General features: G+C 69.7%; 21 protein-coding genes and 1 pseudogene. 11 read left to right on the top strand and 11 right to left on the bottom strand.

All coding sequences use genetic code 11. From position 1 onward, the window contains the following. Positions 1-294: 294 nt before the first annotated feature. A complete protein-coding gene (locus ABTU92_RS23370; protein ID WP_408094021.1) occupies positions 295-1719 on the top strand; it encodes a hypothetical protein in 1425 nt (474 codons plus the stop codon). A 16-nt stretch (positions 1720-1735) separates the two neighbouring features. Here ABTU92_RS23370 and ABTU92_RS23365 read toward each other — a convergent pair whose 3' ends face one another. The 3 genes from ABTU92_RS23365 to ABTU92_RS23355 all read right to left on the bottom strand — a co-directional run bounded on the left by ABTU92_RS23365 (position 1736) and on the right by ABTU92_RS23355 (position 4632). Continuing rightward, positions 1736-2305: a cytochrome b gene (locus ABTU92_RS23365; RefSeq protein ID WP_408094020.1), complete on the bottom strand. Its 570-nt coding sequence runs from the start codon at positions 2303-2305 to the stop codon at positions 1736-1738. Positions 2306-2424: 119 nt separating this feature from the next. Then, positions 2425-3060 carry a glutathione S-transferase family protein gene (locus tag ABTU92_RS23360; RefSeq protein WP_408094028.1) on the bottom strand — a complete coding sequence of 212 codons (636 nt, stop codon included), beginning with the start codon at positions 3058-3060 and terminating at the stop codon, positions 2425-2427. Between the two features lie 249 nt (positions 3061-3309). Beyond that, complete coding sequence (locus tag ABTU92_RS23355; protein WP_408094019.1) at positions 3310-4632, bottom strand: glycosyltransferase family 87 protein; 1323 nt, start codon at positions 4630-4632, stop codon at positions 3310-3312. A gap of 240 nt (positions 4633-4872) precedes the next feature. Here ABTU92_RS23355 and ABTU92_RS23350 point away from each other — a divergent pair, with 240 nt between their 5' ends. From ABTU92_RS23350 to ABTU92_RS23330, 5 genes are all read left to right on the top strand, one after another. Continuing rightward, a complete protein-coding gene (locus tag ABTU92_RS23350) occupies positions 4873-6075 on the top strand; it encodes a pyridoxal phosphate-dependent aminotransferase (RefSeq protein ID WP_408094018.1) in 1203 nt (400 codons plus the stop codon). A 204-nt stretch (positions 6076-6279) separates the two neighbouring features. Continuing rightward, positions 6280-6753, top strand: a complete 474-nt coding sequence (locus tag ABTU92_RS23345; RefSeq protein ID WP_408094017.1) for a DUF992 domain-containing protein — start codon at positions 6280-6282, stop codon at positions 6751-6753. Positions 6754-7037: 284 nt separating this feature from the next. Next, positions 7038-9086 (top strand): elongation factor G, encoded by a 2049-nt coding sequence (locus tag ABTU92_RS23340; protein WP_408094016.1) that lies wholly within the window; start codon positions 7038-7040, stop codon positions 9084-9086. Between the two features lie 74 nt (positions 9087-9160). Continuing rightward, positions 9161-9415, top strand: a complete 255-nt coding sequence (locus tag ABTU92_RS23335) for a type II toxin-antitoxin system VapB family antitoxin (protein WP_408094015.1) — start codon at positions 9161-9163, stop codon at positions 9413-9415. Then, complete coding sequence (locus ABTU92_RS23330) at positions 9412-9813, top strand: type II toxin-antitoxin system VapC family toxin (protein ID WP_408094014.1); 402 nt, start codon at positions 9412-9414, stop codon at positions 9811-9813. Before ABTU92_RS23335 ends, ABTU92_RS23330 begins: the two co-directional genes overlap by 4 nt. 22 nt (positions 9814-9835) lie before the next feature. Here ABTU92_RS23330 and ABTU92_RS23325 read toward each other — a convergent pair whose 3' ends face one another. Next, complete coding sequence (locus tag ABTU92_RS23325; RefSeq protein WP_408094013.1) at positions 9836-10384, bottom strand: hypothetical protein; 549 nt, start codon at positions 10382-10384, stop codon at positions 9836-9838. Positions 10385-10662: 278 nt separating this feature from the next. On the opposite strand from ABTU92_RS23325, the gene ABTU92_RS23320 reads away from it, so the two are divergent. The 3 genes from ABTU92_RS23320 (at position 10663) to msrP (ending at position 14620) form a co-directional block, all read left to right on the top strand. Then, positions 10663-11547: an EAL domain-containing protein gene (locus ABTU92_RS23320; protein WP_408094012.1), complete on the top strand. Its 885-nt coding sequence runs from the start codon at positions 10663-10665 to the stop codon at positions 11545-11547. 316 nt (positions 11548-11863) lie between these two features. Further along, a complete protein-coding gene (locus ABTU92_RS23315) occupies positions 11864-13279 on the top strand; it encodes a caspase family protein (protein WP_408094011.1) in 1416 nt (471 codons plus the stop codon). Between the two features lie 363 nt (positions 13280-13642). After that, entirely contained in the window at positions 13643-14620 is a 978-nt protein-coding gene (gene msrP, locus ABTU92_RS23310) for a protein-methionine-sulfoxide reductase catalytic subunit MsrP (protein WP_408094010.1), read from the top strand. Between the two features lie 701 nt (positions 14621-15321). Here the strand turns inward: msrP and ABTU92_RS23305 are convergent. Next, positions 15322-16215: a LysR family transcriptional regulator gene (locus tag ABTU92_RS23305; RefSeq protein ID WP_408094009.1), complete on the bottom strand. Its 894-nt coding sequence runs from the start codon at positions 16213-16215 to the stop codon at positions 15322-15324. A gap of 188 nt (positions 16216-16403) precedes the next feature. After that, a complete protein-coding gene (gene trxB, locus ABTU92_RS23300) occupies positions 16404-17369 on the bottom strand; it encodes a thioredoxin-disulfide reductase (RefSeq protein WP_408094008.1) in 966 nt (321 codons plus the stop codon). Between the two features lie 185 nt (positions 17370-17554). Here trxB and ABTU92_RS23295 point away from each other — a divergent pair, with 185 nt between their 5' ends. After that, the gene (locus ABTU92_RS23295; protein WP_408094007.1) at positions 17555-18109 is read left to right on the top strand and encodes an Lrp/AsnC family transcriptional regulator; all 555 of its coding nucleotides are present in this window, start codon (positions 17555-17557) and stop codon (positions 18107-18109) included. Positions 18110-18328: 219 nt separating this feature from the next. Next, positions 18329-19345, top strand: a complete 1017-nt coding sequence (locus ABTU92_RS23290; protein WP_408094006.1) for a glycosyltransferase family 9 protein — start codon at positions 18329-18331, stop codon at positions 19343-19345. Positions 19346-19477: 132 nt separating this feature from the next. On the opposite strand, the gene ABTU92_RS23285 is transcribed toward ABTU92_RS23290, so the two are convergent. The 5 genes and pseudogenes from ABTU92_RS23285 to ABTU92_RS23265 form a co-directional block, all read right to left on the bottom strand. Further along, positions 19478-19912, bottom strand: a complete 435-nt coding sequence (locus ABTU92_RS23285; RefSeq protein ID WP_408094005.1) for a DUF6165 family protein — start codon at positions 19910-19912, stop codon at positions 19478-19480. Between the two features lie 155 nt (positions 19913-20067). Next, positions 20068-20541 (bottom strand): transcription elongation factor GreA, encoded by a 474-nt coding sequence (greA, locus tag ABTU92_RS23280; RefSeq protein WP_408094004.1) that lies wholly within the window; start codon positions 20539-20541, stop codon positions 20068-20070. 107 nt (positions 20542-20648) lie between these two features. Next, positions 20649-24149, bottom strand: a complete 3501-nt coding sequence (gene carB, locus ABTU92_RS23275) for a carbamoyl-phosphate synthase large subunit (RefSeq protein ID WP_408094003.1) — start codon at positions 24147-24149, stop codon at positions 20649-20651. Between the two features lie 173 nt (positions 24150-24322). After that, positions 24323-24547 (bottom strand): DNA gyrase inhibitor YacG, encoded by a 225-nt coding sequence (gene yacG / locus ABTU92_RS23270; RefSeq protein ID WP_408094002.1) that lies wholly within the window; start codon positions 24545-24547, stop codon positions 24323-24325. Between the two features lie 244 nt (positions 24548-24791). Continuing rightward, positions 24792-25398: pseudogene (locus tag ABTU92_RS23265) on the bottom strand (Maf-like protein). Positions 25399-25510: the final 112 nt, after the last annotated feature.

Here is a 25510-nt window from a genome sequence, read left to right as displayed (position 1 = left end):
ACGCTGTGATCATTGTCTTCCAACAAATGAGAAGCCGTTACTTTCGCGCGGCGAACTGATTCAAATTGAGACGGCCGCGCTCGGCTTGGGTTCATCCTGCGGCGCTGAAGACGCGAGACGGCTCGCCCATCCGGTCGTGGTGATCGCCAAGTCGGCATCGCCGAGCTAGAGCCGAAAGGGCTTGAAATCCGCCGCGCCGCCCCGATGATCATCGCCGTGACCCGCCGCCCTGCCTCCCGCATGACTGCCATGACGGAACTGCCGATGACGGATCTGCCGATGACGGATCGGCCGATGACGAATCTGCGCCGCCTCGTCGTCGGCGCCGGCATCGCGTGGGCGCTCGCGTTCGTCGTGGTCGGGATCGGTGCGGATCTGCAGCTCTGGGGGGACGGCGCGCTCTTCTCCTATGCGGTCGCGGTGCGCGACACCTTCGGGTTCCATTGGCACAACATCTCGGGCCGCTTGTCGATCCATCTCGTCGCGCACCGGCCGGCCGAGGCCCTGGTCGCGCTGACCGGGTCCGCGCGTGCCGGCATCGTGCTCTACGGGCTGCTGCTCTTCGCCGCACCGCTTCTCGGGCTCGTCGCGACCTCTGCGGTCGACCGGACGCCGGGGCGCCGCCTGTTCGTCGCCGCCTGCCTGTCGACCGCCCTTCTCTGCCCGTTGGTGTTCCCCTGCCCGACCGAGATGTGGATGGCGCACGCGCTGTTCTGGCCGACGCTCGCGCTCTGCCACGGCGCGCCGCTCACGCGCGGCGGCACCCTCGCGATCGCGGCCGCACTGCTTGCCCTCGTCTTCAGCCACGAGGGCGGCCTGGTGCTGGCCGCCGCGATCCTCGTCACGCTCGGGCTGCGCGGTCTTCGCACGACGCGGTTCCTGAGAGCCGCGGCGGCGCTGACGCTCGCGCTCGCCGTGTGGGGCCTGGTGAAGCTCACGATCCGGCCCGACGACTACATCGGCGCCGTGCTGACGACGGCGGCGTTCCGCTTCGTCGATCCGGACAATCTGCTCGATCCCGCCGTGCTGCTGATCGTCGCGGCGCTGGCGATCTTCGCAAGCCTCGCCGCCGTGCTGCGGCGAGCCGGGATCGCGGCACCGGTCGCCTGCGCCTTCGGCACGACCGTTCTGCTGCTCGCCGTCTATTGGCTCGCGCTCGATCATGCGGTGCTCGCCGAGAACCGCTATCCGCTGCGCACCGTGCTGCTGATCGGCCCGCCCGTGCTGGCCGTCCTCGCCGTCATGCCGGCGCTTCGCGACGAGGACCGGTTGCCCGCCTGGCTGCGCCGGCCCGCCGACGAACTCGTGGCGCTCGCCCGCCGCATCGGCCCGGCGATCGCGGCCGGCGCGTTCCTGCTGGTGATGCTGATCCACGCGGTGGAGACGACGAAGTTCGGTCTCGCCTGGCGCGACTATGCGGACGCGGTGCGGCGGCTGGCGACCGGCGCGGCGTCGGACCCAAAACTCGGCGATCCGCGCTTCGTCTCGGCGGCGCGCATCGCGCCGGCGCTTCAGCGGCTCGCCTGGAACTCGACCACGCCCTATCTGTCCGTGCTGGTCGCGCCGGGCTTCGCCCCGACCCGCCTCGTCGTCGACCCCACCGCGACCTATTTCTGGATTTCGTGCGCGACCGCGACGCGCAGTGCGGCCGAACCGAGCGCCGTGCCGGCCGAAGCCCGCGCCCTGCTGCGCCGGCTCGCCTGCCTGCACCGGCCGTGAGCGACCGGCGCGGCGGCTACGCCTCCTCGTCGCGCGGCCACATGCGGCGGAAGACGCCGTCCTGGCGGATCAGCGCGTGGAACAGCGCGGCGCCGACATGGATCAGGACGAGCCCGATCAGCACGAAGGCGGCGACCGCGTGGGCGACGAACACCGGCTCGGACATCTTCTGGTCCGGCGGCATCAGGGCCGGCAGCGTGATGCCGAACGCCGTGAGGGCCGGATAGAGCGAGACGCCGAGCCAGCCGAGCAGCGGCACGACGATCAGCAGGAGATACATCCAGGTGTGCACGATGTTGGCGGTCTCGGCCTGCCACACCGCGATGCTCGGATCCTCGGCCGGGACGCCCTGCCCGATCCGGTTGGCCAGCCGCACCAGCACCAGGACGAGCAGCGCCACGCCGAGCAGCTTGTGGACGTCGTAGAACGACAGCGCCGTGGAAAGCTTGGCGAGCGTGCTGCCCTCCGGCGCCCAGGTCATCACGATGCCGATCGTCGCCTGGAACAGAATCAGGACCGCCATGGTCCAGTGCAGGATGCGTGCGGTGGTGCCGTAGACGGCGTGCGCGGACCATGGCCTCGGCATCGTGCCCCCCGAAGTTCTCACCCGAACGTCTCACAAGGCATTCTCATCCGACCTTCGCACCCGGATGTCTCGTCCGGATGTCGTCGGCCGATCGTGGTCGTCGTCGCGGGAGGGGATCGTCAGCCGGCCGCCACGAGGGCGCCGGGCACGTCCTCCAGCATCGTCACGTGGCGCGGCTGGCGCGCGACGCGGGCGAGCCAGCGCCGGATCGCCGGATAGCCGGCGAGATCGAAGCCGGCCTGGTCGGCGATGTGCGTGTAGGCGTAGAGCGCGATGTCGGCGATGGTGTAGCGGTCGGCGGCGAAGAAGCGGTTCGCCTCCAGATGCTCCTCCATCAGCCCGAGCGCCGCGTATCCGGCCTCGGTCCAGCCCTCGATCTCGTGCATCTTCAGGTCGCGGCCGCCGCGCACCAGCGTCAGCCAGAAATAGGCGGCGCCGATGCTCGGCTCCATGCTGTTCTGCTCGAAGAACATCCAGCGCAGCGCCTCGGCGCGCTCGAAGCGATCCTCCGGCGCGAGCGGCGTGCCGCCGGCGATGTACCACAGGATGGCGTTCGATTCGGGCAGCCAGCGCCCGGCCGCGACCTCCAGCAGCGGAACCCGGCCGCTCGGATTCCTGGTGCGGAACTCGGGCGTGCGATTCTCGCCCTTGAGGACGTCGATCTCGACCAGCCGATAGGGAATGCGCAACTGGGTCAGCGCGAGGCGGACCTTGTAGCAGTTCCCCGATCGCTGCATCGAGTAGAGCGTGTACATGCGTTCCCGCCCGCGGCTCCCGCCCGTCGCACCCATTCACCCGTCCTGACTGACGCACCGCACCGCCGGTCGTCTGCTCGCATCGCAACAACGTCGCGCGAACCGACGTCGTCACCGACATCGCCGCACGACAACCCCGGCACCGGCTTCGGCCACCCGAAATCAGCAGCAAAAGAAGGCTCGCAGGTTGTCCGCGACGGCGAGAGCACCAAGCGGTCGCAACCAGCATTGCATGCTCGAATTGCGACTTCAATTAGGACGCGGGGGGAGTTTCGCCAGAGGTGCGATGCCAGAATCGGAAGGCATCGCAGCAATGCCTCGCGTGTTTGTGCACCGCCGCAGGATCGTGATCAGCAGTGCGAGAATCACGATCGTGCCGAGGGGAATCATCAGGTGCTCGGCGACGGCTCGGGTGAAAAGCGGCACTGCGTAGACGAGCGCCAGGAGGGTTTTTTCCCAAGGCCCGAATCCGTGCCGCGCCGCATCGGTGATCAGGAAGGCGAGCGCCGGGCCGAGCAGCATCAGGTCGTAGTCGTGGCTGTGCGGCGCCACCACCAGGGTGCCGACGAGGAGGAGCGCGGCGCGCAGCGCCGGCCGTACCGGCGCCCGGAACGCCCAGGCGACCGCGAGCGCGGTGGCAAGCGCGACGATCGCGTGCAGGCCATAGGCGAGGCCGACCGGGCCGCCCCAGAACCGGGTCCAGGCGAACACGCCGTGCAGCTTGTGCCAGCCGGCGACGCCCTGCTCGAGCACCTCGGTGCGCACCGCACCGCTCACAGCGAGAAACGCCCGCCACGGCTCCGGCCCGAGCAGCGCGAGGGTCACGCCGGCGAGGACGACGACCGTCGCGGCCGCCGCCGCGATGGTGCGCCAGCGCCCCCCGGCCAGGAGCGCCAGCGGGATCAGCAGGCCGAACTGCGGCTTGTAGACCAGGAGACCGAGCAGCACGCCGGCGACGAGCGGCCGGCGGTCGAGCATAGCGAGGGCTCCGCCGAACAGCGCCGCGGTGAGGAAGCCGTTCTGCCCGTGCCCCACCGTGACGAGCACGGCCGGAAAAGCGAGCGCGACCAGGAGCCACAGCCGGTCCGGCCCGCCCCGCTCACGCGGGGTGGCGGGGTCGGCGGCCGCCTGCAGGATCGTCCGGATCGCCAGCACGTAGAGCGCGATCGTCGTGACGAGCCACGCCGAAAGCGCGAGCGGGTAGGGCAACGTCGCGAGCAGGGCGGCGACGAGAAGAAAGAACGGCGGATAGAGCCAGCCGTAGAACGGCGTCTGCGGCCCGAAGGTGGCGCGCTGCAGGGCGGCCAGCGTGGCGTCGTCGTAGGCGGCCGTCGGATGGCCGTCGAGCACCAGCCGGCCGGCCGTCCAGAAGCACGAGAAGTCGGTGGCGAGCGGGCGCCCCTGATAGTCGGTCATGCCGTTCGAGGTGGCGGCGACCACGGCCAGCGCGAGGCCCGAGACGCCGAGCAGCGCCGCGCACCACAGCCGCACCCGCTCCCGCGTCAGCCAGTCGCCGCGCCGCAGGCTCGCCGCCAGGTCCGAAACCGCATGGCGCTTCACCGCCTGCCCCATCGCCGCCTCCCGCTCCGGTCCGGGAGCTTACGGCCGCGCGCCTAATGGTTGGTGTGCGGGGTCAGGGAGGGCATCTCGGTCCTTTCTCCCCGCGCGCGGGGAGAGGTCGAGCCGAACTCGGGGAGCGGCCGGGAAACACCATCCCCGCCGCGCGGCGCTCGGCCGGCCGATCAGGCGCCCCTTGCCCCGGCGGCGCCCGCGCTCTACGACACTCGGCGCCTGAAACTAGGAGCTTCGACAATGGCCTTCCTCGCCGACTCGCTCGCCCGCATCAAGCCGTCCGCGACCATCGCGGTGGCCGACAAGGCGCGTGCCCTGAAAGCGGCGGGCCGGGACGTGATCGGTCTCGGCTCGGGCGAGCCCGACTTCGACACGCCGGACAACATCAAGGAAGCCGCCATCAAGGCGATCCGCGACGGCAAGACGAAGTACACGAATGTCGACGGCATGCCCGAGCTGAAGGCCGCCGTGGCGGCGAAGTTCGAGCGCGAGAACGGGCTGAAGTACAAGCCCTCCCAGATCTCGGTCGGCACCGGCGGCAAGCAGGTGCTCTACAACGCCTTCGTCGCGACCCTGAACCCGGGCGACGAGGTGATCATCCCGGCGCCCTACTGGGTCAGCTATCCGGAGATGGTGCTGCTCGCCGGCGGCACCCCGGTCGAGGTGCCGACCACGCAGGCCTCCGGCTTCAAGTTGACGGCCGAGACGCTGGAGCGCGCCATCGGCCCGAAGACCAAGTGGCTGCTGCTGAACTCGCCCTCGAACCCGAGCGGCGCCGCCTACACGCGCGCCGAGCTGAAGGCGCTCACCGACGTGCTGATGCGTCACCCGCACGTGTGGGTGATGACCGACGACATGTACGAGCACCTCGTCTACGACGACTTCGTGTTCACCACGCCGGCCCAGGTCGAGCCCGGACTCTACGACCGCACCCTGACGGTCAACGGCGTGTCGAAGGCCTATTGCATGACCGGCTGGCGCATCGGCTTCGCCGGCGGCCCCGAGCCGCTGATCCAGGCGATGTCGACCATCCAGTCGCAGTCGACCTCGAACCCGAGCTCGATCGCCCAGTGGGCGTCGGTCGAGGCGCTCAACGGCCCGAAGGACTTCATCCCGGCGCACAACAAGGTGTTCAAGGAGCGCCGCGACCTCGTCGTCTCGATGCTCAACCAGGCGAGCGGGATCGACTGCCCGACCCCGGAGGGCGCCTTCTACGTGTTCCCGTCCTGCGCCGGGACGATCGGCAAGGTCGCCCCGTCGGGCAAGCGCATCGAGACCGACCAGGACTTCGTGACCGAGCTCCTGGAGGCGGAAGGCGTCGCGGTGGTGCAGGGCTCGGCCTTCGGCCACGGCCCGAACTTCCGCATCTCCTACGCCACGGCGACGAGCGCCCTGCAGGCCGCCTGCGAGCGCATCCAGCGTTTCTGCGGGAACCTGAAGTGACGGGTAAATAGGGGTTATTCCTGCCGTTCTGCGGCGAAAAACCCGCGCGACACCTCTCCCGATTCGACCTAAGATGTTCTCCCGTGCCCCTCGCGGCACGGGGGACCGGCACCGGCGGACCCGCGCGCGGGCTCCCCGTCCGGACCAAGCATCGGCAGGTATTGCGGTCCGCCGTGGCCGCCCGGGTCATTCGAGGGGGAGTTCATGCGAAACGTCCTTGCGGGGTCGGCGGCGGCCGTGGTGGCCGTCATGCTGGCCACCGCGGCACCCGCCCAGGAGCGGGTGCAGGCCGGAAGCCTGTCCTGCGACGTGTCGGCCGGGCTCGGCCTGATCATCGGGTCGCAGCGGCAGGTCTATTGCACCTTCACGCCCTCGCTGAACGGCCCGGTGGAGACCTACACGGGCAGCATCACGCGCATCGGCCTCGACATCGGCGCCACCGCCGGCGGCGTCATGGTGTGGGTCGTGTGGTCGCCCACGACGCGCCCCGTCGGGGCGCTCGCCGGTGCCTATGCGGGCGCCAGCGCCGAGGCCTCGCTGGTCGCCGGGCTCGGCGCCAACGTGCTGCTCGGCGGCAACGACCGCAGTGTTGCGCTCCAGCCGGTTTCGGTTCAGGGTCAGGCCGGCGTCAACATCGCCGCCGGCGTCGCCGGCCTCGAGCTGAGGTTCGTGCGCTGACCCGCGACGCTCACCTTCTCCGCGGCGACGAGTCGCCTTGCCTGCGCGTGCCGCCCGGCCGCGTCCGGCTCCGCCGCGGACGCTCTCGGTAAGCCCTCCTCACGAGCCGCACGGTCGCGGCGGGGGCTGACCGAAGCACATACGCCGGTTCTCGTGCGGGACGCCTCCCGCGTCCTCACAGGATCCGACTTCGCCGGGAACGGCAGAAGCAGGGCCGCTCCCGCTGTCAGGACTTGGCTGCGTCGGCCCCGCCTCGGGGCCGAGCTGACCGACGGAGGCACGATATGGGAGACAATGGAGGCGGCCCCACAGGCCCACGGTGCATCGCGATCGTCGGACCGTTCCAGAGCGGCAAGACGACGCTCCTGGAGGCGATCCTGGCCCGCACGGGCGCGGTCGGCCGGCAGGGCACCGTGGACCAGGGGACCACGGTCGGCGACGCCAGCAAGGAGGCGCGCGACCACCGCATGAGCGTCGAGCTCTCGGTCGCCACGACGACCTTCATGGGCGACGCCTACACGTTCATCGACTGCCCCGGGTCGGTGGAGTTCGTCCAGGACATGCGCGCCGCGCTGCCGGCCGTCGACGCGGCCATCGTGGTCTGCGAGGCCGACGAGAAGAAGGTGCCGCAGCTCCAGCTCATCCTGCGCGAGCTCGAGGAGCTGAACGTTCCCCATTTCCTGTTCCTCAACAAGATCGACAAGGCCGACACCCGGCTCTCCGACGCGCTGCGCATGCTGCAGCCGGCGTCGCGCGTGCCGCTGCTGCTCCGCCAGATCCCGACCTGGAGCGGCGAGACCGTCAACGGCTTCGTCGACCTCGCGCTGGAGCGCGCCTTCGTCTATCGCGAGAACCAGCCGTCCGAGGTGGTGCCGCTCGAGGGCGACACGCTCGACGCCGAGAAGCAGGCCCGCTTCTCGATGCTGGAGACGCTCGCCGATCACGACGACGAGCTGATGGAGCAGCTGCTCGAGGACATCACGCCGCCGCGCGACCGGGTGTTCGACGATCTGCGCAAGGAGATGCGCGACCGGCAGGTCTGCCCGATGCTGATGGGCGTGGCGAGCCGCACCAACGGCATTCTCCGCCTGCTCAAGGCGCTGCGCCACGAGGCGCCGGGCGCCGCCCAGACGGCCGAGCGGCTCGGCGTCAAGGCCGGCAGCGAAGCCGTCGCCTACGTGATGAAGACGTTCCACACGACCCACGGCGGCAAGCTGTCGATCGCCCGCGTGCTCGCCGGGCAAATCGGCGACTCGACCGTGCTGCATTCGCCCACCGACGAGGTCGGGCGCGTCGCCGGCGTGTTCAAGATGCTCGGCCAATCGCAGGAGAAGCGCGGTGCCGCGACCACCGGCGAGACGGTGGCGCTCGCCAAGCTCGACGGCGCCAAGACCGGCATGACGCTGTCGACCGGCAAGACGCCGCACAAGGCGGTGATCGAGGTGAAGCCCTATCCGCCGGTGCTCAACATCGCGGTCGCGGCGCGGGAGCGCAAGGACGACGTCAAGCTCGGCCAGGCGCTGTCCAAGCTGCTCGACGAGGATTCGTCGCTCAGCGTGATCCAGAACCAGGAGACCCACGAGGTGGTCATCTGGGGCCAGGGCGAGATGCATCTGCGGGTCGCCACCGAGCGGCTCGCCGACCGCTTCGGCGTCGCCATCGAGCGGCACAAGCCGAGCGTCGGCTACCGCGAGACCATCAAGAAGTCGGTCACGCAGCGCGGCCGTCACAAGAAGCAGTCGGGCGGCCACGGCCAGTTCGGCGACGTGGTGCTGGAGATCGGCCCGCTGCCGCGCAGCTCGGGCTTCCAGTTCTCCGAGCGCATCACCGGCGGCGTGGTGCCGCGCAACTACATCCCGTCGGTCGAGGAGGGCGTGATCGACGCCCTCAAGGAGGGGCCGCTCGGCTTCCCCGTCGTCGACATCGCGGTGGCGCTGATCGACGGCTCGTACCACACGGTCGACTCGTCCGACATGGCGTTCCGCACCGCCGGCCGCATCGGCATCGTCGAGGCGCTGCCGCAGTGCCAGCCGGTGCTGCTGGAGCCGATCCACGAGGTCGAGATCGTCTGCCCGACCGAGGCGACCGCCAAGATCAACGCCATCCTGTCGGGACGGCGCGGCCAGATCCTCGGCTTCGACACCCGCGAGGGCTGGCCCGGCTGGGACACGGTGCGGGCCCAGATGCCCGAATCGGAGATCGGCGACCTGATCATCGAGGTCCGCTCGGCCACGGCCGGCGTCGGCACCTTCACGTTCAAATTCGACCACATGGCCGAGCTGACCGGCAAGACCGCCGACCAGATCGTCGCCGCCAGGAAGGCCGCGGCGTGAGCTGACGGGCATCCGACTCTTGGGGCCGCGGGCACGCGCGCGGCCCCAAGAGAGACCGAGATCAAGAGATCGCCATGACCGAGCTGCCGCCCGACATTCTCCGCCTCGCTCGGCAGCTCGCCGAGGCGCAGGGAATTTCGGTGGCGGAGGCCATTCGGCGCGCCGTCGCGGACAGTTTCGAAGCTGCCGGGCTCACGGAGACCGATCAGGCCGCACGCCGCAGGATGAGCGCCGAACAGATGCTGGCCTTCGGGCGCGAGATTGCCGCGATGCCGCTGCTCGATCCGCGCTCGCCGGAGCAGATCATGGACGATATCGCGTCCCCATGATCGCCGTCGACAGCTCCGCTTTCGTCGCCATTCTCGAGGCCGAGCCCGACGCTGCTGATTTCGCTGCCGCGATCGCAGACGCCGACCGCCTGCTCGTCTCCACCGTCAATGTTCACGAGACCGCGATCGTGCTGAGGGCGCGTCGCGGACCGCAGGCCGTCGCGCGGTTCTGGCGCTTTCTCCGGGTGGAGAACGACTTCGTGATCGTGCCGTTCGACGAGACTCAGCTCCGCGCCGCCGTCGCCGCATTCGATCGGTTCGGCAAGGGCATTCATCCGAACGCCCGCCTGAACCTCGCCGACTGCGCGGCCTACGCGCTCGCGTTCACAATGGCAGTGCCGCTGTTGTTCAAGGGCGACGATTTCGCCCATACGGACGTGATCCGCGTCGTGACATAACGCCGCTTCCGCATCGCGCCGCTCAAAACCCCCAGCGCGACGGCTTGCGGACGAAGACGAAGCGGTCGTCGGGACGCCAGAAGACGTCCGGGTGGCCGTCGTGGACGTCGAGCCACAGACCCTCGTCGTCGTGGTCGAGCGAGAAGGAGAGCGGCTCGCGCTCGGGATCGCCGACCGGCTGCATCGCAACGATCAGGCGCTCGCCGGCCGGTTGGTCGCGATAGGCGAGGCGCAGCATCGGGGCGATCTCGGCGGCGCCGAGGCCGAGCCGCACGGCCCGCGCCGCGCTGCGGATCTCGGCCCAGCGGGCGCCGCGTGCAAAGCCGAGATCGGCGGGCGTGGCGATCGCCAGCTCGACGACGCGCTTGCGGTCGCTCCAGCGCAGGTCGGGGTGGCCGAGCAGCGTGTCGGCATCGGCGCTGACATGGACGGCGGCCTCCGCGAGCATCGCCCGGCACGGCTCGGCGCCCCGGCAGCGCCCGATCATGACGCTGCGCCAGGCCGGCGGCACGCGGGCCGGCCCGACATGGAGCCAGCGCCCGACCGCATTCCAGTTGAGCACGTCCAGCATTCGCCACCCGCACGAGACATCCGGCCGCCGGCCGCCTCGCGGCCGCGGCTCGCCTCTCGAACCGCTGCTTGGCCCATCAGGCCTCGAAACGCAACGCCTCCCACCCTCACCGGTGTCGCCGCACCGCCGACCGGACGCATTCTACCGAGACCCGAGACGATCGCGAAACCATGGCGACCGAGTCCGTGGCGGCGCTACCGAAAATCAATGACCACCGCGCGACAGTCGGGCGACAGCCGACTCGAGATCGGCACGCTCCGCGTCGTGCAGGTACCGACATGTTGAAACAAATCCGCTCGCTTCTGTCGCGCGACGACGACGACCGCGGCCCCGACGGCAAGCCGCGGGTGACGCTGCAGAAGGCCCTCGACCGCAAGTGGCTCGAGGTCTGGTATCAGCCAAAGTTCGATCTCGCGACCCGCAAGATGGTCGGCGCCGAGGCACTCGTCCGCGTGCGCCATCCCGAGCACGGCGTGCTGGCACCGTTCGCCTTCCTGCCCGGTGCGAGCGAGGCGGCGATGCTCGCCATGACCGAGCGGGTGATCGGCGAGGCGTTGCGCGACTGGGAGCACTGCCGCGCGGTCGGCGCGCCGGAGCTCAAGCTCGCCGTCAACGTGCCGGCCAACGCCTTCGTGCGGCTGCCGATCGCCCGGATGATCCGCGACGGCCGCCCGCGCAGCACGGAGTGGCCGGGCCTCATCCTCGAGGTCACCGAGGACCAGGTGATGAACGACCTCGACGTCGCCAACGAGGTGGCGGCCGAGCTGCGCAGCCAGAACTGCGGCCTCGCGGTCGACGATTTCGGCGCCGGCTACTCGTCGCTCGCGCGGCTGCGCCAGCTCCCGTTCACCGAGCTGAAGATCGACCGCGCCTACGTCACCGACTGTCACACCGACCGCACCAATGCGGGCATGCTGGAGACCATCGTCGAGCTCGCCAAGCGGTTCGACCTGAAGACCGTCGCCGAAGGCATCGAGACGCCGCACGAGAGCCACAAGCTGCAGGGCATCGGCTGCGTGGTCGGCCAAGGCTACCTGTTCGCCAAGCCGATGCCGAAGGACCAGTTCGTCGCCACGCTGCAGCGCCACACCGGCAAGCGCGCGCCCGAGCCGAGTCGCTGGAACCCGTTCGCGTCCGCCCCGAAGCTGCGCACCGGCACCTGACGCCGGGCAGGGAGGCGGCGGCGCTGCTTTGCCGCACGACGGGCCTCGTGTCCCGGGCGCGGCGCCCGCGCCGTGACCCGGGCCCCAGCGCGGCGGTCGAGGCCGTCCGAAGACCCTTGCGTGCCGCCCCTGGGCCCCGGCTCGGCGGCGCATCGGGCCTGCGGCCCGACGCGCCTCGTCCGGGGCACGCAGCCGAAAATTCACCCGTCCCCCGCCTCCCGATTGTGTCATTCCGTGTCGGGCTGTTGCAGCCCTGCACTGGCCGCCGTCTGCGACCGGTGGTAGGTCGGGACGACATCAGTCGCGAGGTCGGCCCATGCGGATCGCTGCTCCTGCCCTGTCGCTCGTGTGCGTGCTCCTGTCGGCGGTCGCCGCGCAGGCGGATCGCCGCGTCGCCTTCGTGCTCGGCAACGGCGACTATCGCACCGTCATGCCGCTGCCCAACCCGACCATCGATTCGACCGCGATGGCGGCGAAGCTGCGCAACATCGGCTTCGAGGTGGTCGAGGGCACCGACCTCACCCGCGAGGGCATGACCGCGAAGCTGATCGAGTTCGGCCGCAAGGCGCAGGGCGCCGACATCGCCGTGTTCTTCTATGCCGGCCACGGCATCGCGGTGAACGGCGTCAACTATCTGCTGCCGGTCGACGCCGACCTGAAGTCCGAGATGGACGTGAAGCTCGGCGCGGCCATCGACGTCGACACCACGCTCGACCAGACGATGGGCGACGCCAAGGTCAAGCTCGTGTTCCTCGACGCCTGCCGCGACAACCCGTTCGCTGAGCGCATCCGCTCGGCCTCGCGCACCCGCAGCGTCACGGTGGCGAACGGGCTCGCCGAGATGAAGTCCGGCGAGGGCACGCTGATCGCCTTCGCGACCGGCCCGGGCCAGACCGCGCTCGACGGCTCGGCCGGCGGCCACAGCCCGTTCACCCGCGCGCTCCTCGACAACATCGCGACGCCCGGCGTGGAGATCCAGCAGGCGATGACCAAGGTGCGGGCGCAGGTCAACGAGTCGACCCGCAAGCAGCAACTCCCCTGGGGCCACACCAACCTGATCGGCGCCGTCTACCTCAATCCGGCCGCCGACGGCGCCGCCGCGACGCCGGTCGCGCTCGGCGCGGCGCCGGCGACCGCCGCGGCCGCCCCGGTGACCTCCGAGGTGGAGCTCGAGTTCTGGCGCTCGATCCGCGACTCCAACAAGGTCGAGGAGCTCGACGCCTATCTCACCAATTATCCAAACGGCCAGTTCCGCTCGATCGCACTCGCGCGCATTGCCTCCCTGAAGGCGGCGCCGCCGAAGCCCGAGAAGGCGTTGCCGCCCGGCGTCGATCCGGCCGTGACGACCGCCGAGGCGACCCAGCTCACCGAGGACCGGCTCGGCCTCAAGCCGTCGCAGCGCCGCGACGTGCAGCGCCGCCTCTCCGGGCTCGGCTTCGACGTCTCGACCACCGGCACGTTCGGGCCGGAGACGCGCGGCGTGATCCGCCGCTGGCAGGCGGCGCGCCGCTATGTCGAGTCGGGCTTCCTCAACGGCCCGCAGCACAAGGCGCTGCTCGCCGAGGCGCAACCGGTCGAGGAGAAGCCGGTGGTCCGGCAGGCGGCACCACGGCCGCGCGTCGAGCAGCCGGCCGGCCAGATGCAACCGGCGGGACGGCAGCAATCGAGCCCGTTCGACGGCGCCGCCGGCGCCTTCATCGGCGGCGTCATCGGCGGCGCCCTGCGGAGGTGATGGCGGGGCGAATAGCGAATAGCGAATAGCGAATAGCGAGTAGTTGGGAGCCGAATACCATCGCTTCCGCGGTCGTGGCCGATCGCTCTTTCTACTCGCCACTCGCTACTCGCCACTCGCTACTCGCCACTCGCTACTCGCCACTCGCCACTCGCCACTCGCCACTCGCTACTCGCCACTCGCTACTCGCCACCCGCCACTCGCTACTCCGTGACTTGCCGGTGATCCGCGTCGCCCGTAGCTGACGTAGACGTCAGCGACGCCGCGCCGGTCACGATTCCTCGCGTCGGACGAAACAAGACCACCGGCTCGGCCGTATCTCCTCGCGAGGCCCACCGCCCGCGAGAGCCCCCGGAGTCCGCCATGCCCGCCATCCTTCGTCGTCCTGCATGGGCGCTGCCCGACAGCGCCGCCACTCCCGAAGACATCGCGCTCCGGCTCGACCGCCGCGCCCTCCTGGCCGGCGCCGGGGTGATCGCCGCGAGCGCCCTGTCGCCCGACCTGGCGCTGGCGCAGCGCATCGGCGACGTCCCCGACCCGTCGGCGGGGCTCTATCCGGCCAAGCGCAACGCGGCCTTCACCCTCGACCGCCCGGTCACCGACGAGCAGGCGAACCTGAACTACAACAACTTCTACGAGTTCGGCATGTCGAAGTCGGTGGCCCGCCAGGCCCAGGCGCTGAAAACGCGCCCCTGGACGATCGCCATCGACGGCATGGTGGAGAAGTCGTTCGAGATCGGCATCGACGATCTCCTCAAGCAGGTGACCCTGGAGGAGCGGCTCTACCGCCACCGCTGCGTCGAGGCGTGGTCGATGGCGATCCCGTGGACCGGCTTCCCGCTCGCCAAGCTGGTCGCGCTGGCGAAGCCGCTCGGCTCGGCCAAGTACGTCCGGATGGAGACGTTCAAGGATCCGTCGATCGCGCCGGGCCAGCGCCAGACCTGGTATCCTTGGCCCTATGTCGAGGGCCTGACCATCGCCGAGGCGGAAAACGACCTCGCCTTCCTGGTGACGGGCGCCTACGGCAAGCCGGTCGCCAAGCAGATGGGGGCGCCGCTGCGCCTAGCGGTGCCGTGGAAATACGGCTTCAAGTCGATCAAGTCGATCGTCCGCTTCACCTTCACGGACAAGCGGCCGAAGAGCTACTGGGAGTCCCTGCAGGCGGGCGAGTACGGGTTCTGGGCGAACGTCAACCCGGAGGTTCCGCATCCGCGTTGGAGCCAGGCCTTCGAGCGGGTGCTCGGCACCGACGAGCGCCGCCCCACCCTCCTGTTCAACGGCTACGGCGAGCAGGTCGCCGGCCTCTACAAGGGGCTGGAGAAGGAGCGCCTGTGGGCGTGAGCCACATGCTCCCGGCACGCTGGAAAAAGCTCGTTCCGCCCTCGTCCTGAGGTGCCCGGCAAAGCCGGGCCTCGAAGGACGCGGCCATATGGTTCGCGACGCGGCCGGAGTTTACACTCGGGCCGCGCATCGCGCGGACCCGGGTGGCCGCTCCTCACCTTGAGGATCGAGGTGGAGCGATCAACGGCAATTCCGCGACCAGCCAATAAAAAACGCCGGGCCTTGCGACCCGGCGTAGTTTCGTCGGCAAATGCCGACAACACCTTCCAGAGGGACAGCTGACGGCCACGGAAGAATGTGGGAGGGACCCGTCGCCAGCAGCTTCCCGAAGCATGTCGGCGGGGCGCCCCCTAGGCAATGACGGTTATAACATGCCCACAATGCCGGACCCGCAGGGCTGTTCGCAATCAAGGAACATCGGGCGATAATCGCCCGGACCCATCCATCGGGCTCGCTTTCGGCGAGCACCTCAGGATGACGGGTCGGGGTTCAGGGCCGATGGTAACACCGGGTCATGGCCGGGCTTGTCCCGGCCATCCACGATCTTGTTTTTGCGAAGCTGTTAGTTCGGGGATGCCCGCGACGAGCGCGGGCATGACGGGTTCGGGGATCGTCCGAGGGCTCAAGCGGAAAACACCGCCGCGGCGACGCACCTCGTTCACAAGCCTGTCGGAGGGGTGCTGCCCGACGTCCACCCGCCCTCAGTAATTCCAGCGCTGCGCCTTGCTGACCAAAAAGTCGCGGAACGCCTGGACGCGGGCGACCGACTTCAGCTCCTCCGGGTAGACGAAGTAGGCGTCGAGCGACACCGACTCGTCGTCGCTGAACAGCGTCACGAGGCTCTGGTCGTCCTCGAGGATGTAGTCGGGCAGCATGGCGATGCCGATGCCGCGCTGGCAGGCGCGCAGCACGCCCGCGATATTGGTGATGATCAGGTGCGGCTGGCGCAGGTCCTTGCCTTCGCGCCCCGCCGTGATCAGCCAGCGCGCGCTCTGCAGGTTGATGGGCACGACGGTGCCGCCGAGCACGATCAGCCGGTGCTTGTCGAGATCCTCGATGGAGCGCGGCGTGCCGAAGCGCTTGAGATACTCAGGCGAAGCATAGGCGTGGTAGTGCACCGAGAACAGCTTGCGCTGGATCAGGTCGGGCTGGGTCGGCTGGCGCAGGCGGATCGCCACGTCGGCCTCGCGCATCGCGAGGTCGAGCTCCTCCTCCGTGGTGATCAGCGTGATGCGGATGTCGGGATAGAGATCCGTGAACTCGCCGAGCCGCGGCGTCAGCCAGTGGACGCCCATGCCGATCGTCGTGGTGACGCGCAGGTCGCCGTGCGGCCGCTCGCGACTGTCGGTGAGCTTCACCCGCACCGACTCGAGCTTCATGAACACGTCGTGGGCCGTGCGATACAGCAGCTCGCCCTGCTCGGTGAGGATCAGGCCGCGGGCGTGACGGTGGAACAGCGCCACCGCCAGCTCCTGCTCGAGCGCGCTGACCTGGCGCGACACTGCCGACTGCGACAGCCCGAGCTGCTCGCCCGCATGGGTGAAGCTGCCCGCCTCGGCGGCGGCGTGGAAGACCTTGAGCTTGTCCCAATCCATGTTTCGTTCGCGGGCGATGCCCGTTCCCATCCCGGCTCGCCCTCAGGCGCGAGCAGCGTGCCGACCGAGGCCGACCGGCACTTGTTCCTGTGTGACACGATTCGGGTTTCGAGACCTTACCGACGCGCCTGACCCGCGACCGAAACCGTAGGCCATGGTTGAAGAATCCCGACCCTTCCCGTGACGATTCACTCGGCGGCGGCGCGCGTCTCGGCATGGGCGGCGAGGAACCGCTCCGCCTCGAGCGCCGCCATGCAGCCCATGCCGGCCGCCGTGACGGCCTGCCGGTAGATGTCGTCGGCGACGTCGCCGGCCGCGAACACGCCCGGCACCGAGGTGGCGGTCGAGTACGGCGCCACCTTGATGTAGCCGGACGGCTTCAGCTCGAGCTGGCCGGTGAACAGCGCGGTCGCCGGCGCGTGGCCGATGGCGACGAACACGCCGTCGGCGGCGAGGTCCCGGGTCGCGCCGGTCTGCACGTCGCGCAGCCGCACGCCCGTCACCTTGCCGGGCGCCGCGGTGCCGACGATCTCGTCGACGGCGCTGTTCCAGATCACCTCGACCTTGGGGTTCTTGAACAGCCGGTCCTGGAGGATCTTCTCGGCCCGGAAGGCGTCGCGGCGGTGCACCACAGTCACCTTGGATGCGAAGTTGGTGAGGAACAGCGCCTCCTCGACGGCCGAGTTGCCGCCGCCGACCACCACGACCTCCTTGCCGCGATAGAAGAAGCCGTCGCAGGTGGCACAGGCCGAGACGCCGTAGCCCTTGTAGGTGTCCTCCGACGGCAGGCCGAGCCAGCGCGCCTGGGCGCCGGTCGCGACGATCAGCACGTCGGCCAGATAGACGTCGCCCGAATCACAGACCAGCCGGAACGGCCGGCGGCCGAGATCGACGGAATTGACGTGGTCGGTGACGATCCGGGTGCCGACATGCTCGGCCTGCTTCTGCATCTGCTCCATGAGCCAGGGGCCCTGGATCGGCTCGGCGAATCCCGGATAGTTCTCGACCTCGGTCGTGATGGTGAGCTGGCCGCCCGGCTGGATGCCCTGGATCAGCACCGGCTCCAGCATGGCGCGTGCGGCATAGACGGCGGCCGTGTAGCCGGCCGGACCCGATCCGATGATCACCACGCGGGCATGGGTGGTCTCGGCCATGCGAAGCCTCGTTCGAATAGGGCGTGCGGAGATACCGCCGGGGCGCACCGGCGAGTGCGCGTCAATGTAGACATTCCGCCGAGGCATGCAAGGCACGCATAACCCCGGATGTGGACAGTAAACAACACTGCGCTTTTCGGTGCACAACGCAGAGCCGGGTCACACGCAATATTATTTCCGATGGCATGGCTCTTGCGATAATGCTGTCCGAGTCGGGCCCGAACGACGGCGCGGCGACGACGCTGGAGAGACGACCTGTGCCCTACCGCCTCGATGCGATCGACCACCGTATCCTGAAAGAGCTCCAGGAGGACGGGCGCATGACGAATGTCGAGCTCGCCCGCCGCGTGGGCATCTCGCCGCCGCCCTGCCTGCGGCGCGTGCGCGCCCTGGAGGAGGCCGGCTTCATCACCGGCTACCGGGCGCTGCTCGACGAGAAGCGCCTCGGCTACGAGGTGACGGCCTTCGCCATGGTGCACCTGTCGAGCCAGGCCGAGCCCGACCTGCAGGCCTTCGAGGCCTATGTGCGCGGCAAGCCGCTGGTGCGCGAATGCTGGATGCTGTCGGGCGAGATCGACTTTCTGCTGAAGTGCGTCGCCCCCAACCTGTCGACCTTCCAGGCGCTCGTCGCCGAGCTGACGGCCGCCCCCAATGTCCGCAACGTCAAGACGACGCTGACGCTCCGCAACGCCAAGAACGACCCGATCGTGCCGCTCGAGCTCGACCGGGCGACGGTGTGAGGCGGGGAAATCCCAACCTGTTCTCTCCTCGTCCCGACGAGCGGGCCGAAGGCCCGGATCTTCTCCCCTCGTCCTGAGGAGGCCGCGAAGCGGCCGTCTCGAAGGACGAGGCCACATGGGTCGAGACGCGCTCCTGCGGAGCGCTCCTCACCATGAGGCGAGAGCGAGTGCCACCGCGTGGCCCGAGTTTTCAGCATGCCCCCTGCCCCGTCTGCCGAAATGCCCGCCGAACCCCTCCGCCCCATCGCCGTCATCGTCGACCGCGAGGGACTCGGCGATTCGCTACTCAAGCTGCCGTTCCTGCGGGCGATCACACGGGCCTATCCGGGCCGGCCGGTGTGGTGGATCTCCAGCCACCAGACCTCGATGGCGCACGAGCTGGCGCCCTTCGTGAAGCCGCTGATCGCCAACGTGATCGAGAACGCCGCACTGACCCGCCCGCCCCTGGACGTGATCGGGCGGCTGCGGGCGCTGCCGCCGTTCGAGATGGTGTTCGATTCGCGCACCCGCGGCCTCACGGTGCTGCTGGCGCGCCTCTTCCTGAAGCACCGCGGCTTCTACTGCTGCCTGCCCGGCTACCTGTTCTCGTCGAAGCGGCCACCCGGGCGCTTCGGCCGCCCGCGCGGCATCGCGGCCCGCATGCTGAGCCTCGCCGAGGCCGCGATCGGCGGGCCGGCGGACTGGGAGGGCCGTCTCGACATCTCGGACGCGGCCCGCACACTCGCCGCGGCGCGCCTGCCCGCGGGGCCGTCCTATGTGGGGCTGGCGCCGGGCAGCCGCGAGGCGCGCAAGAACTGGCCGATCGACCGCTGGATCGCGCTCGCCGGCGCTCTCACGGCGCGCGGCCATGTGCCGGTGTTCCTGATCGGACCCCAGGAGCAAGCCCTAATCGCGCGCATTCGCGCCGAAGCGCCGGGCGCCCTGATGCCGGAGGTCGCGCCGGTCGACCCGGCGCTCGGGTTGGCGCGGCTCGAGCTCGCCATCGCGGTCGGCGAGCGACTCGCCGCCGTGGTCGCCAACGACAACGGCATCGGCCATCTGATGGCGACCATCGGCACGCCCTTGGTCAGCCTGTTCGGCCCGACCGACGTGGGGCGCTGGGCGCCGTTCACGCGGCGCGGCGAGATCGTGCGGGCGCAGGCGTTCGGCGGCGAGACCATGGACGACATCCCGGTCGACGCGGCTCTCGCCGGCCTCGACCGCCTGCTGGCGCGCACCGCGACGACCGCCGGCTGATCTGGTGGTCATTCCGGGGCGGCGCGCAGCGCCGAACCCGGAATCCAGCCGAGAACTCGGAGTATGTCGCTGGATTCCGGGTTCGGGCCTTCGGCCCGCCCTGGAATGACCGCGACGTGATCAGTCCGCGACTCAATACGCCGCGTAGGACTTTTCCTCGGTCAGCTCCGAGCCGACCAGGGTGTCGATCTCGCGCTTGAGCGCGGCGCGGCGGTCGTTGGTGCGGTAGACGGCGCGGGCGAGCGCGACGAAGCCCTCGCCGAAGTCGCCGTGGCGCTCGCAGTCGCGGATGTCGTCCTCGATCTGCCACAGGCTCTCGTTGACGCCCCGCAGCGCCGCCTTCAGGGGCGCGACGCCGGGATGCGCCGCGAGCAGCGGCGCGAGCGGCTCGCCGAGAACCGACAGCTCGTGCCGGATGTTGGCGAGCTTGGCCGGATCGGCGATGCGCTCCGACTTGATCTCCAGGATCGTCACCTTGTCGACCAGCTCGCCGGCCGAGACGGCGATCACGATGCGGGACGGGGATCCGCCGGTCGCGGATCCGCCGGACGTCGGTGCGCCAATCATGCGGGAAGCTCCAGTGCGGCCGGACCGACCGCGAGCCGACGATCCCCGCGCGATCGGGACAGATGTCGAGCTGCGGCCATCGCGGCGAGGAGGACGTCGGGAGGGATCGCGACGGCGCCGGCGACCACGGCCGCCAGCGCGTCACGTCGACGATCTCAGCGGAAGATGACCTCGAGGATCTCGTAGGCCTTGGCGCCGCCCGGCGTCACCACCTCGACCTGGCTGCCCTTCTTCTTGCCGACCAGGGCGCGGGCGAGCGGCGAGGCGATCGAGATGCGGCCGTTCTTGGCGTCCGCCTCGGGCTCGCCGACGATCTGCCAGACGTGCTTCTTCTCGGTGTCCTCGTCGATCAGCGTGACGGTCGCACCGAACTTGATGGTGTCGCCCGACAGCTTGGAGACGTCGATCACCTCGGCCCGCGCGAGCTTGTCCTCGAGCTCGGCGATGCGGCCCTCGTTGAGCGACTGCGATTCCTTGGCGGCGTGATACTCGGCGTTCTCCGAGAGGTCGCCGTGGGAGCGCGCTTCGGTGATCTGCTGAATGATGCGGGGTCGCTCGACCTGCTGGCAGTGCCGCAGCTCGTTTTCCAGCGCGGTGTAGCCGGCAGCCGTCATCGGTATCTTGTCCATCGGTTCCTTCTCCGACAGAAAAAAACTCGATCGCGAGCCGGTGTCATCCGGCGCGCAACCGTTCGAAACATGGTCAGCCCGTGGCCTGAGTTCCCCGACCGCGTCCTTCAGCGGGCGTTTTCGGAGAAATAGCTCTGCAGGGTGCGCACCTCGAGGTCACCCGCGAGATAGGCCTTGATCCCGAGCGCCGCCGCGACGGCTCCGGAAAGAGTGGTGTAGTACGGCACCTTATGCAAGAGGGCTGCGCGCCGCAAGGAACGCGAGTCCGAGATGGCCCGGGTACCGCTGGTGGTGTTGAACACCAGCTGGACATCGCCGTTCTTGATCGCGTCGACGATGTGGGGCCGGCCCTCCAGCACCTTGTTGACCTTCTCGGCCGGCACCCCGTGCTCCTGCAGGAAGCGCTGCGTCCCGCCCGTGGCGATGACCCGGAAACCGAGGTCCGACAAGAGCTTGACCGAGTCGAGGATGCGCGTCTTGTCGCTGTCCCGCACCGCGACGAACACGGTGCCCTTGGTCGGCAGGCGGGCGCCGCCGCCGATCTGGCTCTTGGCGAAGGCGATCTCGTAGGAGCGGTCGATGCCCATCACTTCGCCGGTCGAGCGCATCTCCGGGCCGAGCAGCGTGTCGACGCCGGGGAAGCGGGCGAACGGGAAGACCGCCTCCTTGACGCCGACATGGTGCAGCACCGGCGGCTTCAGGTCGAAGCTCGCGAGGCTCTCGCCTGCCATCACCCGGGCCGCGATCTTGGCGACCGGCAGGCCGATCACCTTGGCGACGAACGGCACGGTGCGCGACGCGCGCGGATTGACCTCCAGGACGTAGATATCGCCGTCCTTCAGCGCGTACTGGACGTTCATCAGGCCGCCGACGCCGAGCGCCAGCGCCATCGCCCGGGTCTGCCGCTCCAGCTCCTCGATCACGTCCGGCTGCAGCGAGAACGGCGGCAGCGAGCAGGCCGAGTCGCCGGAATGCACGCCGGCCTCCTCGATGTGCTGCATGATGCCGGCGATGAACGTGTCCTTGCCGTCGCAGAGGCAGTCCACGTCGATCTCGATGGCGTCCGACAGGTAGCGGTCGAACAGCAGCGGGTTCTGGCCCAGCACCGTGTTGATCTGGCCGGTCTTGTCGTTCGGATAGCGCGCCTTGACGTCGGACGGAACCAGGCTCGGCAGGGTGCCGAGCAGATAGTCGTCGAACTGCTCCTGATTGCGGATGATCGCCATGGCGCGGCCGCCCAGCACGTAGCTCGGGCGCACCACGAAGGGCAGGCCGAGCTCGGCGGCGACGAGGCGGCTCTGCTCGACCGAGTAGGCGATGCCGTTCTTGGGCTGGCGCAGCTGCAGCTTGTCGAGGAGCCGCTTGAAGCGGTCGCGGTCCTCGGCGAGGTCGATGGCGTCCGGCGAGGTGCCGAGGATCGGCACCTTCGCCGCCTCGAGCGCGGCGGCGAGCTTGAGCGGCGTCTGGCCGCCGAACTGCACGATGACGCCGTGCAGGGTGCCGTTCGACTGCTCGGTGGCGATGATCTCCAGCACGTCCTCGGCGGTCAGCGGCTCGAAATAGAGGCGATCCGAAGTGTCGTAGTCGGTCGACACGGTCTCCGGATTGCAGTTGACCATGATGGTCTCGTAGCCGGCGTCCGACAGCGCGAAGCAGGCGTGGCAGCAGCAGTAGTCGAACTCGATGCCCTGCCCGATCCGGTTCGGGCCGCCGCCCAGGATGATCACCTTCTTGGCGTCGGACGGCTCCGCCTCGTCGGCCGGGCTGCCTGCGAACGGCGCCTCGTAGGTCGAGTACATGTAGGCGGTCGGCGAGGCGAACTCGGCCGCGCAGGTGTCGATGCGCTTGTAGACGGGGCGCACCGCGAGCCCGCGGCGCCGCTTCGTCACCTCGTCGGCCGACAGCCCCGTGAGCGCACCGAGCCGTGCGTCGGAGAAGCCCATGGCCTTGAGGCGGCGCAGTGCACCCGCCGTCTGCGGCAGGCCCTTCGCCTTGATCTCCGCCTCGGTCTCGACGATGCCGCGGATCTCGGCCAGGAACCACGGGTCGATGCTGCAGGAGCGGAAGATCTCCTCGTCGGAGGCGCCGAGCCGCATCGCCTGCGCGACCTTCAGCAGCCGGTCCGGCGTCGGCCGGCCGAGCGCCGCCCGGATGGCGTTCTTGTCGTCGCCATCGCCGATGCCCTCGATGGCGATCTCGTCGAGCCCGGTCAGCCCGGTCTCCATCGAGCGCAGCGCCTTCTGCAGCGATTCCTGGAAGGTGCGGCCGATCGCCATCGCCTCACCCACCGACTTCATCGAGGTGGTGAGCAGCGGCTCGGCGCCCGGGAACTTCTCGAAGGCGAAGCGCGGGATCTTGGTGACGATGTAGTCGATGGTCGGCTCGAACGACGCCGGCGTGGCGCCGCCCGTGATGTCGTTGGCGATCTCGTCGAGCGTGTAGCCGACCGCGAGCTTGGCGGCGACCTTGGCGATCGGGAAGCCGGTGGCCTTCGAGGCGAGCGCCGACGAGCGCGAGACGCGCGGATTCATCTCGATGACGACGAGGCGGCCGGTCTTCGGATCGACGGCGAACTGCACGTTCGAGCCGCCGGTCTCGACGCCGATCTCGCGCAGCACCGCGATCGAGGCGTCGCGCATCACCTGATACTCTTTGTCGGTGAGCGTCAGGGCCGGCGCGATGGTGATCGAGTCGCCCGTGTGGACGCCCATCGGATCGACGTTCTCGATCGAGCAGACGATGATGCAGTTGTCGTTCTTGTCGCGAACGACCTCCATCTCGAACTCTTTCCAGCCGAGCACGCTCTCTTCGACGAGGACTTCGTTCGTCGGCGAGGCGTCCAGACCGCCCCGGACGATCTCGATGAACTCGTCGAGATCGTAGGCGATGCCGCCGCCCGTGCCGGCCAGCGTGAAGCTCGGCCGGATGATGGCCGGCAGGCCGATCTCGGCGAGCGCGATCAGGGCCTCGCCCAGCGCGCCGTGGACGTAACGCTTCTTGCGCTCCTCCTCGCCGGCCGCCCAGTCGCGCTCGAACTTTCCGCGCTCGAGCGCCTTCTCGGCCGGCTTGGCGGACGAGGCGTCGATGCGGGCGAGCGCGGCGAGATACTTCTCGCGGTCCGCCCGCTTGAGGTCGGAGGCGTTGGCCAGGAACGACTTCGGAATGTCGAGGCCGATCTTCTTCATCGCCTCGCGGAACAGCTCGCGATCCTCGGCCTTGTCGATCGCCTCGGCCGTGGCGCCGATCATGGTGACGCCGAACTTGTCGAGCACGCCCATCCGGCGCAGCGACAGGGCCGTGTTGAGCGCCGTCTGGCCGCCCATGGTCGGCAGCAGCGCCAGCTTGTCGTCCGGACGTTCCTGCCGCTCCTTCTCGATGATCTTGGCGACGACCTCGGGCGTGATCGGCTCGACATAGGTCGCGTCGGCCATCTCCGGGTCGGTCATGATGGTGGCCGGATTGGAGTTGACCAGGATGACCCGGTAGCCCTCCTCGCGCAGCGCCTTGCAGGCCTGGGTTCCGGAATAGTCGAACTCGCAGGCCTGACCGATGACGATCGGGCCCGCGCCGATGATCAGGATCGAGGAGATGTCGGTGCGTTTGGGCATCGGGGTCTTCGCGGGTTCATCCGGGCACAAAAAAAGGCGTCGTGGACGCGCCGCCTTTTGCGAACTCGACCGGTTTTGTCGCCAGCCCGCGCGGGGTTCGCCGGGGCGGGGCGACCCTTAGCCCAGAATCGACGGGGAGGGAAGAGCGGCGGGCCGGCCGGGGGACGGAGCGGTCAGTCGAGCCCGCGGCGGCGCGGCGCGAGCGGCGGCGGCGGCTCGTCCGGCTCGGGCAGCCCGAGCTCGTCCTCCTCGGCCTCGACGGCCGGCACGGCGTAGCGGCCGGACAGCCAGCGGTGGAGATCGACGTCCTTGCACCGCTGCGAGCAGAACGGGCGATACTTCTCCACAGCAGGCTTGCCGCAGATGGCGCAGGGTCTTCGGGGGACGAGCGAAGGCATGGGCGGAAGATAGGGAGGACCGGAGGCGAATGGGAGAGCTCGTGCGAACGACGGGACCGGCACGGGCTCCCTTCTCCCCGCGCGCGGGGAGAAGGTGGCTCGCCGCGCAGCGGCGAGTCGGATGAGGGGGCGCCTCCACCCTGCAGAGACTGGCGGCGAAGCCCCCTCACCCGGATTCCGCGCCTGCGGCGCGCAATCCGACCTCTCCCCGCACGCGGGGAGAGGTGAAAGGGGGCAGCCCGGCTCAGGCCGGCATCGGGTTGGTCGGGTTGAGCCAGCCGTGGCGGACGGGAAAACCCTCGCCGGCGAGGAGCGCCACCGTCTCGTAGAGCGGCAGCCCGACCACCGACGTGTAGGAGCCGACGATCTTGACGACGAAGCTGCCGGCCAGCCCCTGCACGGCATAGCCGCCGGCCTTGCCGCGCCACTCGCCCGACGCGAGATAGGCCTCGATGTCCTCGGGCGCGAGGCGCTTGAAGCGCACCCGCGTCTCGATCACGCGCTGGCGGATCGCCTCCTTGGGCGTCACCACGCAGACCGAGGTGTAGACCCGGTGGTTGCGGCCGGACAGCAGCCGCAGGCACTGAGCCGCCTCGTCGAGCAGCTCGGCCTTCGGCAGGATGCGGCGCCCGACCGCGACCACGGTGTCGGCCGCGACGATGAAGGCGCCGCGCAGGTCGTCGTCGAGCCGGACGGCTTCGAGCGCCACCTCGGCCTTGGCGTGGGCGAGCCGGTTGGCGCAGGCGCGCGGCAGCTCGCCGCGCTTCGGCGGGCTCGAGGCCCGCCTGGTTGAGGAGCGTGAGCCGCCGGGGCGAGCCGGAGGCGAGAACGAGCTTGGGACGGCCCATCATCGGCGTGAGGTTCTGTTCCGCTCCACGACGGGAGCACGGTCGATCCCGCCTCCGGCGGAGCGGAGCGTCACGGGGTCTGGGGTTCCGGGGGCGCGCCGGCCCGGGCGGGCGC

The sequence above is a fragment of the Rhodoplanes sp. SY1 genome (genome assembly GCF_046000175.1).
GTDB lineage: Bacteria > Pseudomonadota > Alphaproteobacteria > Rhizobiales > Xanthobacteraceae > Rhodoplanes.
Note: the sequence above shows the minus strand (reverse complement) of the source record. Positions and strands in the feature narration are given on the sequence as shown.

Excerpts from the sequence above, each read along its gene's own strand:
- ABTU92_RS23370 (WP_408094021.1), top strand. The coding sequence starts at position 295 with ATGACGAATCTGCGCCGCCTCGTCGTCGGCGCCGGCATCGCGTGGGCG.
- ABTU92_RS23365 (WP_408094020.1), bottom strand. The coding sequence starts at position 2,305 with ATGCCGAGGCCATGGTCCGCGCACGCCGTCTACGGCACCACCGCACGC.
- ABTU92_RS23360 (WP_408094028.1), bottom strand. The coding sequence starts at position 3,060 with ATGTACACGCTCTACTCGATGCAGCGATCGGGGAACTGCTACAAGGTC.
- ABTU92_RS23355 (WP_408094019.1), bottom strand. The coding sequence starts at position 4,632 with ATGGGGCAGGCGGTGAAGCGCCATGCGGTTTCGGACCTGGCGGCGAGC.
- ABTU92_RS23350 (WP_408094018.1), top strand. The coding sequence starts at position 4,873 with ATGGCCTTCCTCGCCGACTCGCTCGCCCGCATCAAGCCGTCCGCGACC.
- ABTU92_RS23345 (WP_408094017.1), top strand. The coding sequence starts at position 6,280 with ATGCGAAACGTCCTTGCGGGGTCGGCGGCGGCCGTGGTGGCCGTCATG.
- ABTU92_RS23340 (WP_408094016.1), top strand. The coding sequence starts at position 7,038 with ATGGGAGACAATGGAGGCGGCCCCACAGGCCCACGGTGCATCGCGATC.
- ABTU92_RS23335 (WP_408094015.1), top strand. The coding sequence starts at position 9,161 with ATGACCGAGCTGCCGCCCGACATTCTCCGCCTCGCTCGGCAGCTCGCC.
- ABTU92_RS23330 (WP_408094014.1), top strand. The coding sequence starts at position 9,412 with ATGATCGCCGTCGACAGCTCCGCTTTCGTCGCCATTCTCGAGGCCGAG.
- ABTU92_RS23325 (WP_408094013.1), bottom strand. The coding sequence starts at position 10,384 with ATGCTGGACGTGCTCAACTGGAATGCGGTCGGGCGCTGGCTCCATGTC.
- ABTU92_RS23320 (WP_408094012.1), top strand. The coding sequence starts at position 10,663 with ATGTTGAAACAAATCCGCTCGCTTCTGTCGCGCGACGACGACGACCGC.
- ABTU92_RS23315 (WP_408094011.1), top strand. The coding sequence starts at position 11,864 with ATGCGGATCGCTGCTCCTGCCCTGTCGCTCGTGTGCGTGCTCCTGTCG.
- msrP (WP_408094010.1), top strand. The coding sequence starts at position 13,643 with ATGCCCGCCATCCTTCGTCGTCCTGCATGGGCGCTGCCCGACAGCGCC.
- ABTU92_RS23305 (WP_408094009.1), bottom strand. The coding sequence starts at position 16,215 with ATGGATTGGGACAAGCTCAAGGTCTTCCACGCCGCCGCCGAGGCGGGC.
- trxB (WP_408094008.1), bottom strand. The coding sequence starts at position 17,369 with ATGGCCGAGACCACCCATGCCCGCGTGGTGATCATCGGATCGGGTCCG.
- ABTU92_RS23295 (WP_408094007.1), top strand. The coding sequence starts at position 17,555 with ATGGCTCTTGCGATAATGCTGTCCGAGTCGGGCCCGAACGACGGCGCG.
- ABTU92_RS23290 (WP_408094006.1), top strand. The coding sequence starts at position 18,329 with ATGCCCGCCGAACCCCTCCGCCCCATCGCCGTCATCGTCGACCGCGAG.
- ABTU92_RS23285 (WP_408094005.1), bottom strand. The coding sequence starts at position 19,912 with ATGATTGGCGCACCGACGTCCGGCGGATCCGCGACCGGCGGATCCCCG.
- greA (WP_408094004.1), bottom strand. The coding sequence starts at position 20,541 with ATGGACAAGATACCGATGACGGCTGCCGGCTACACCGCGCTGGAAAAC.
- carB (WP_408094003.1), bottom strand. The coding sequence starts at position 24,149 with ATGCCCAAACGCACCGACATCTCCTCGATCCTGATCATCGGCGCGGGC.
- yacG (WP_408094002.1), bottom strand. The coding sequence starts at position 24,547 with ATGCCTTCGCTCGTCCCCCGAAGACCCTGCGCCATCTGCGGCAAGCCT.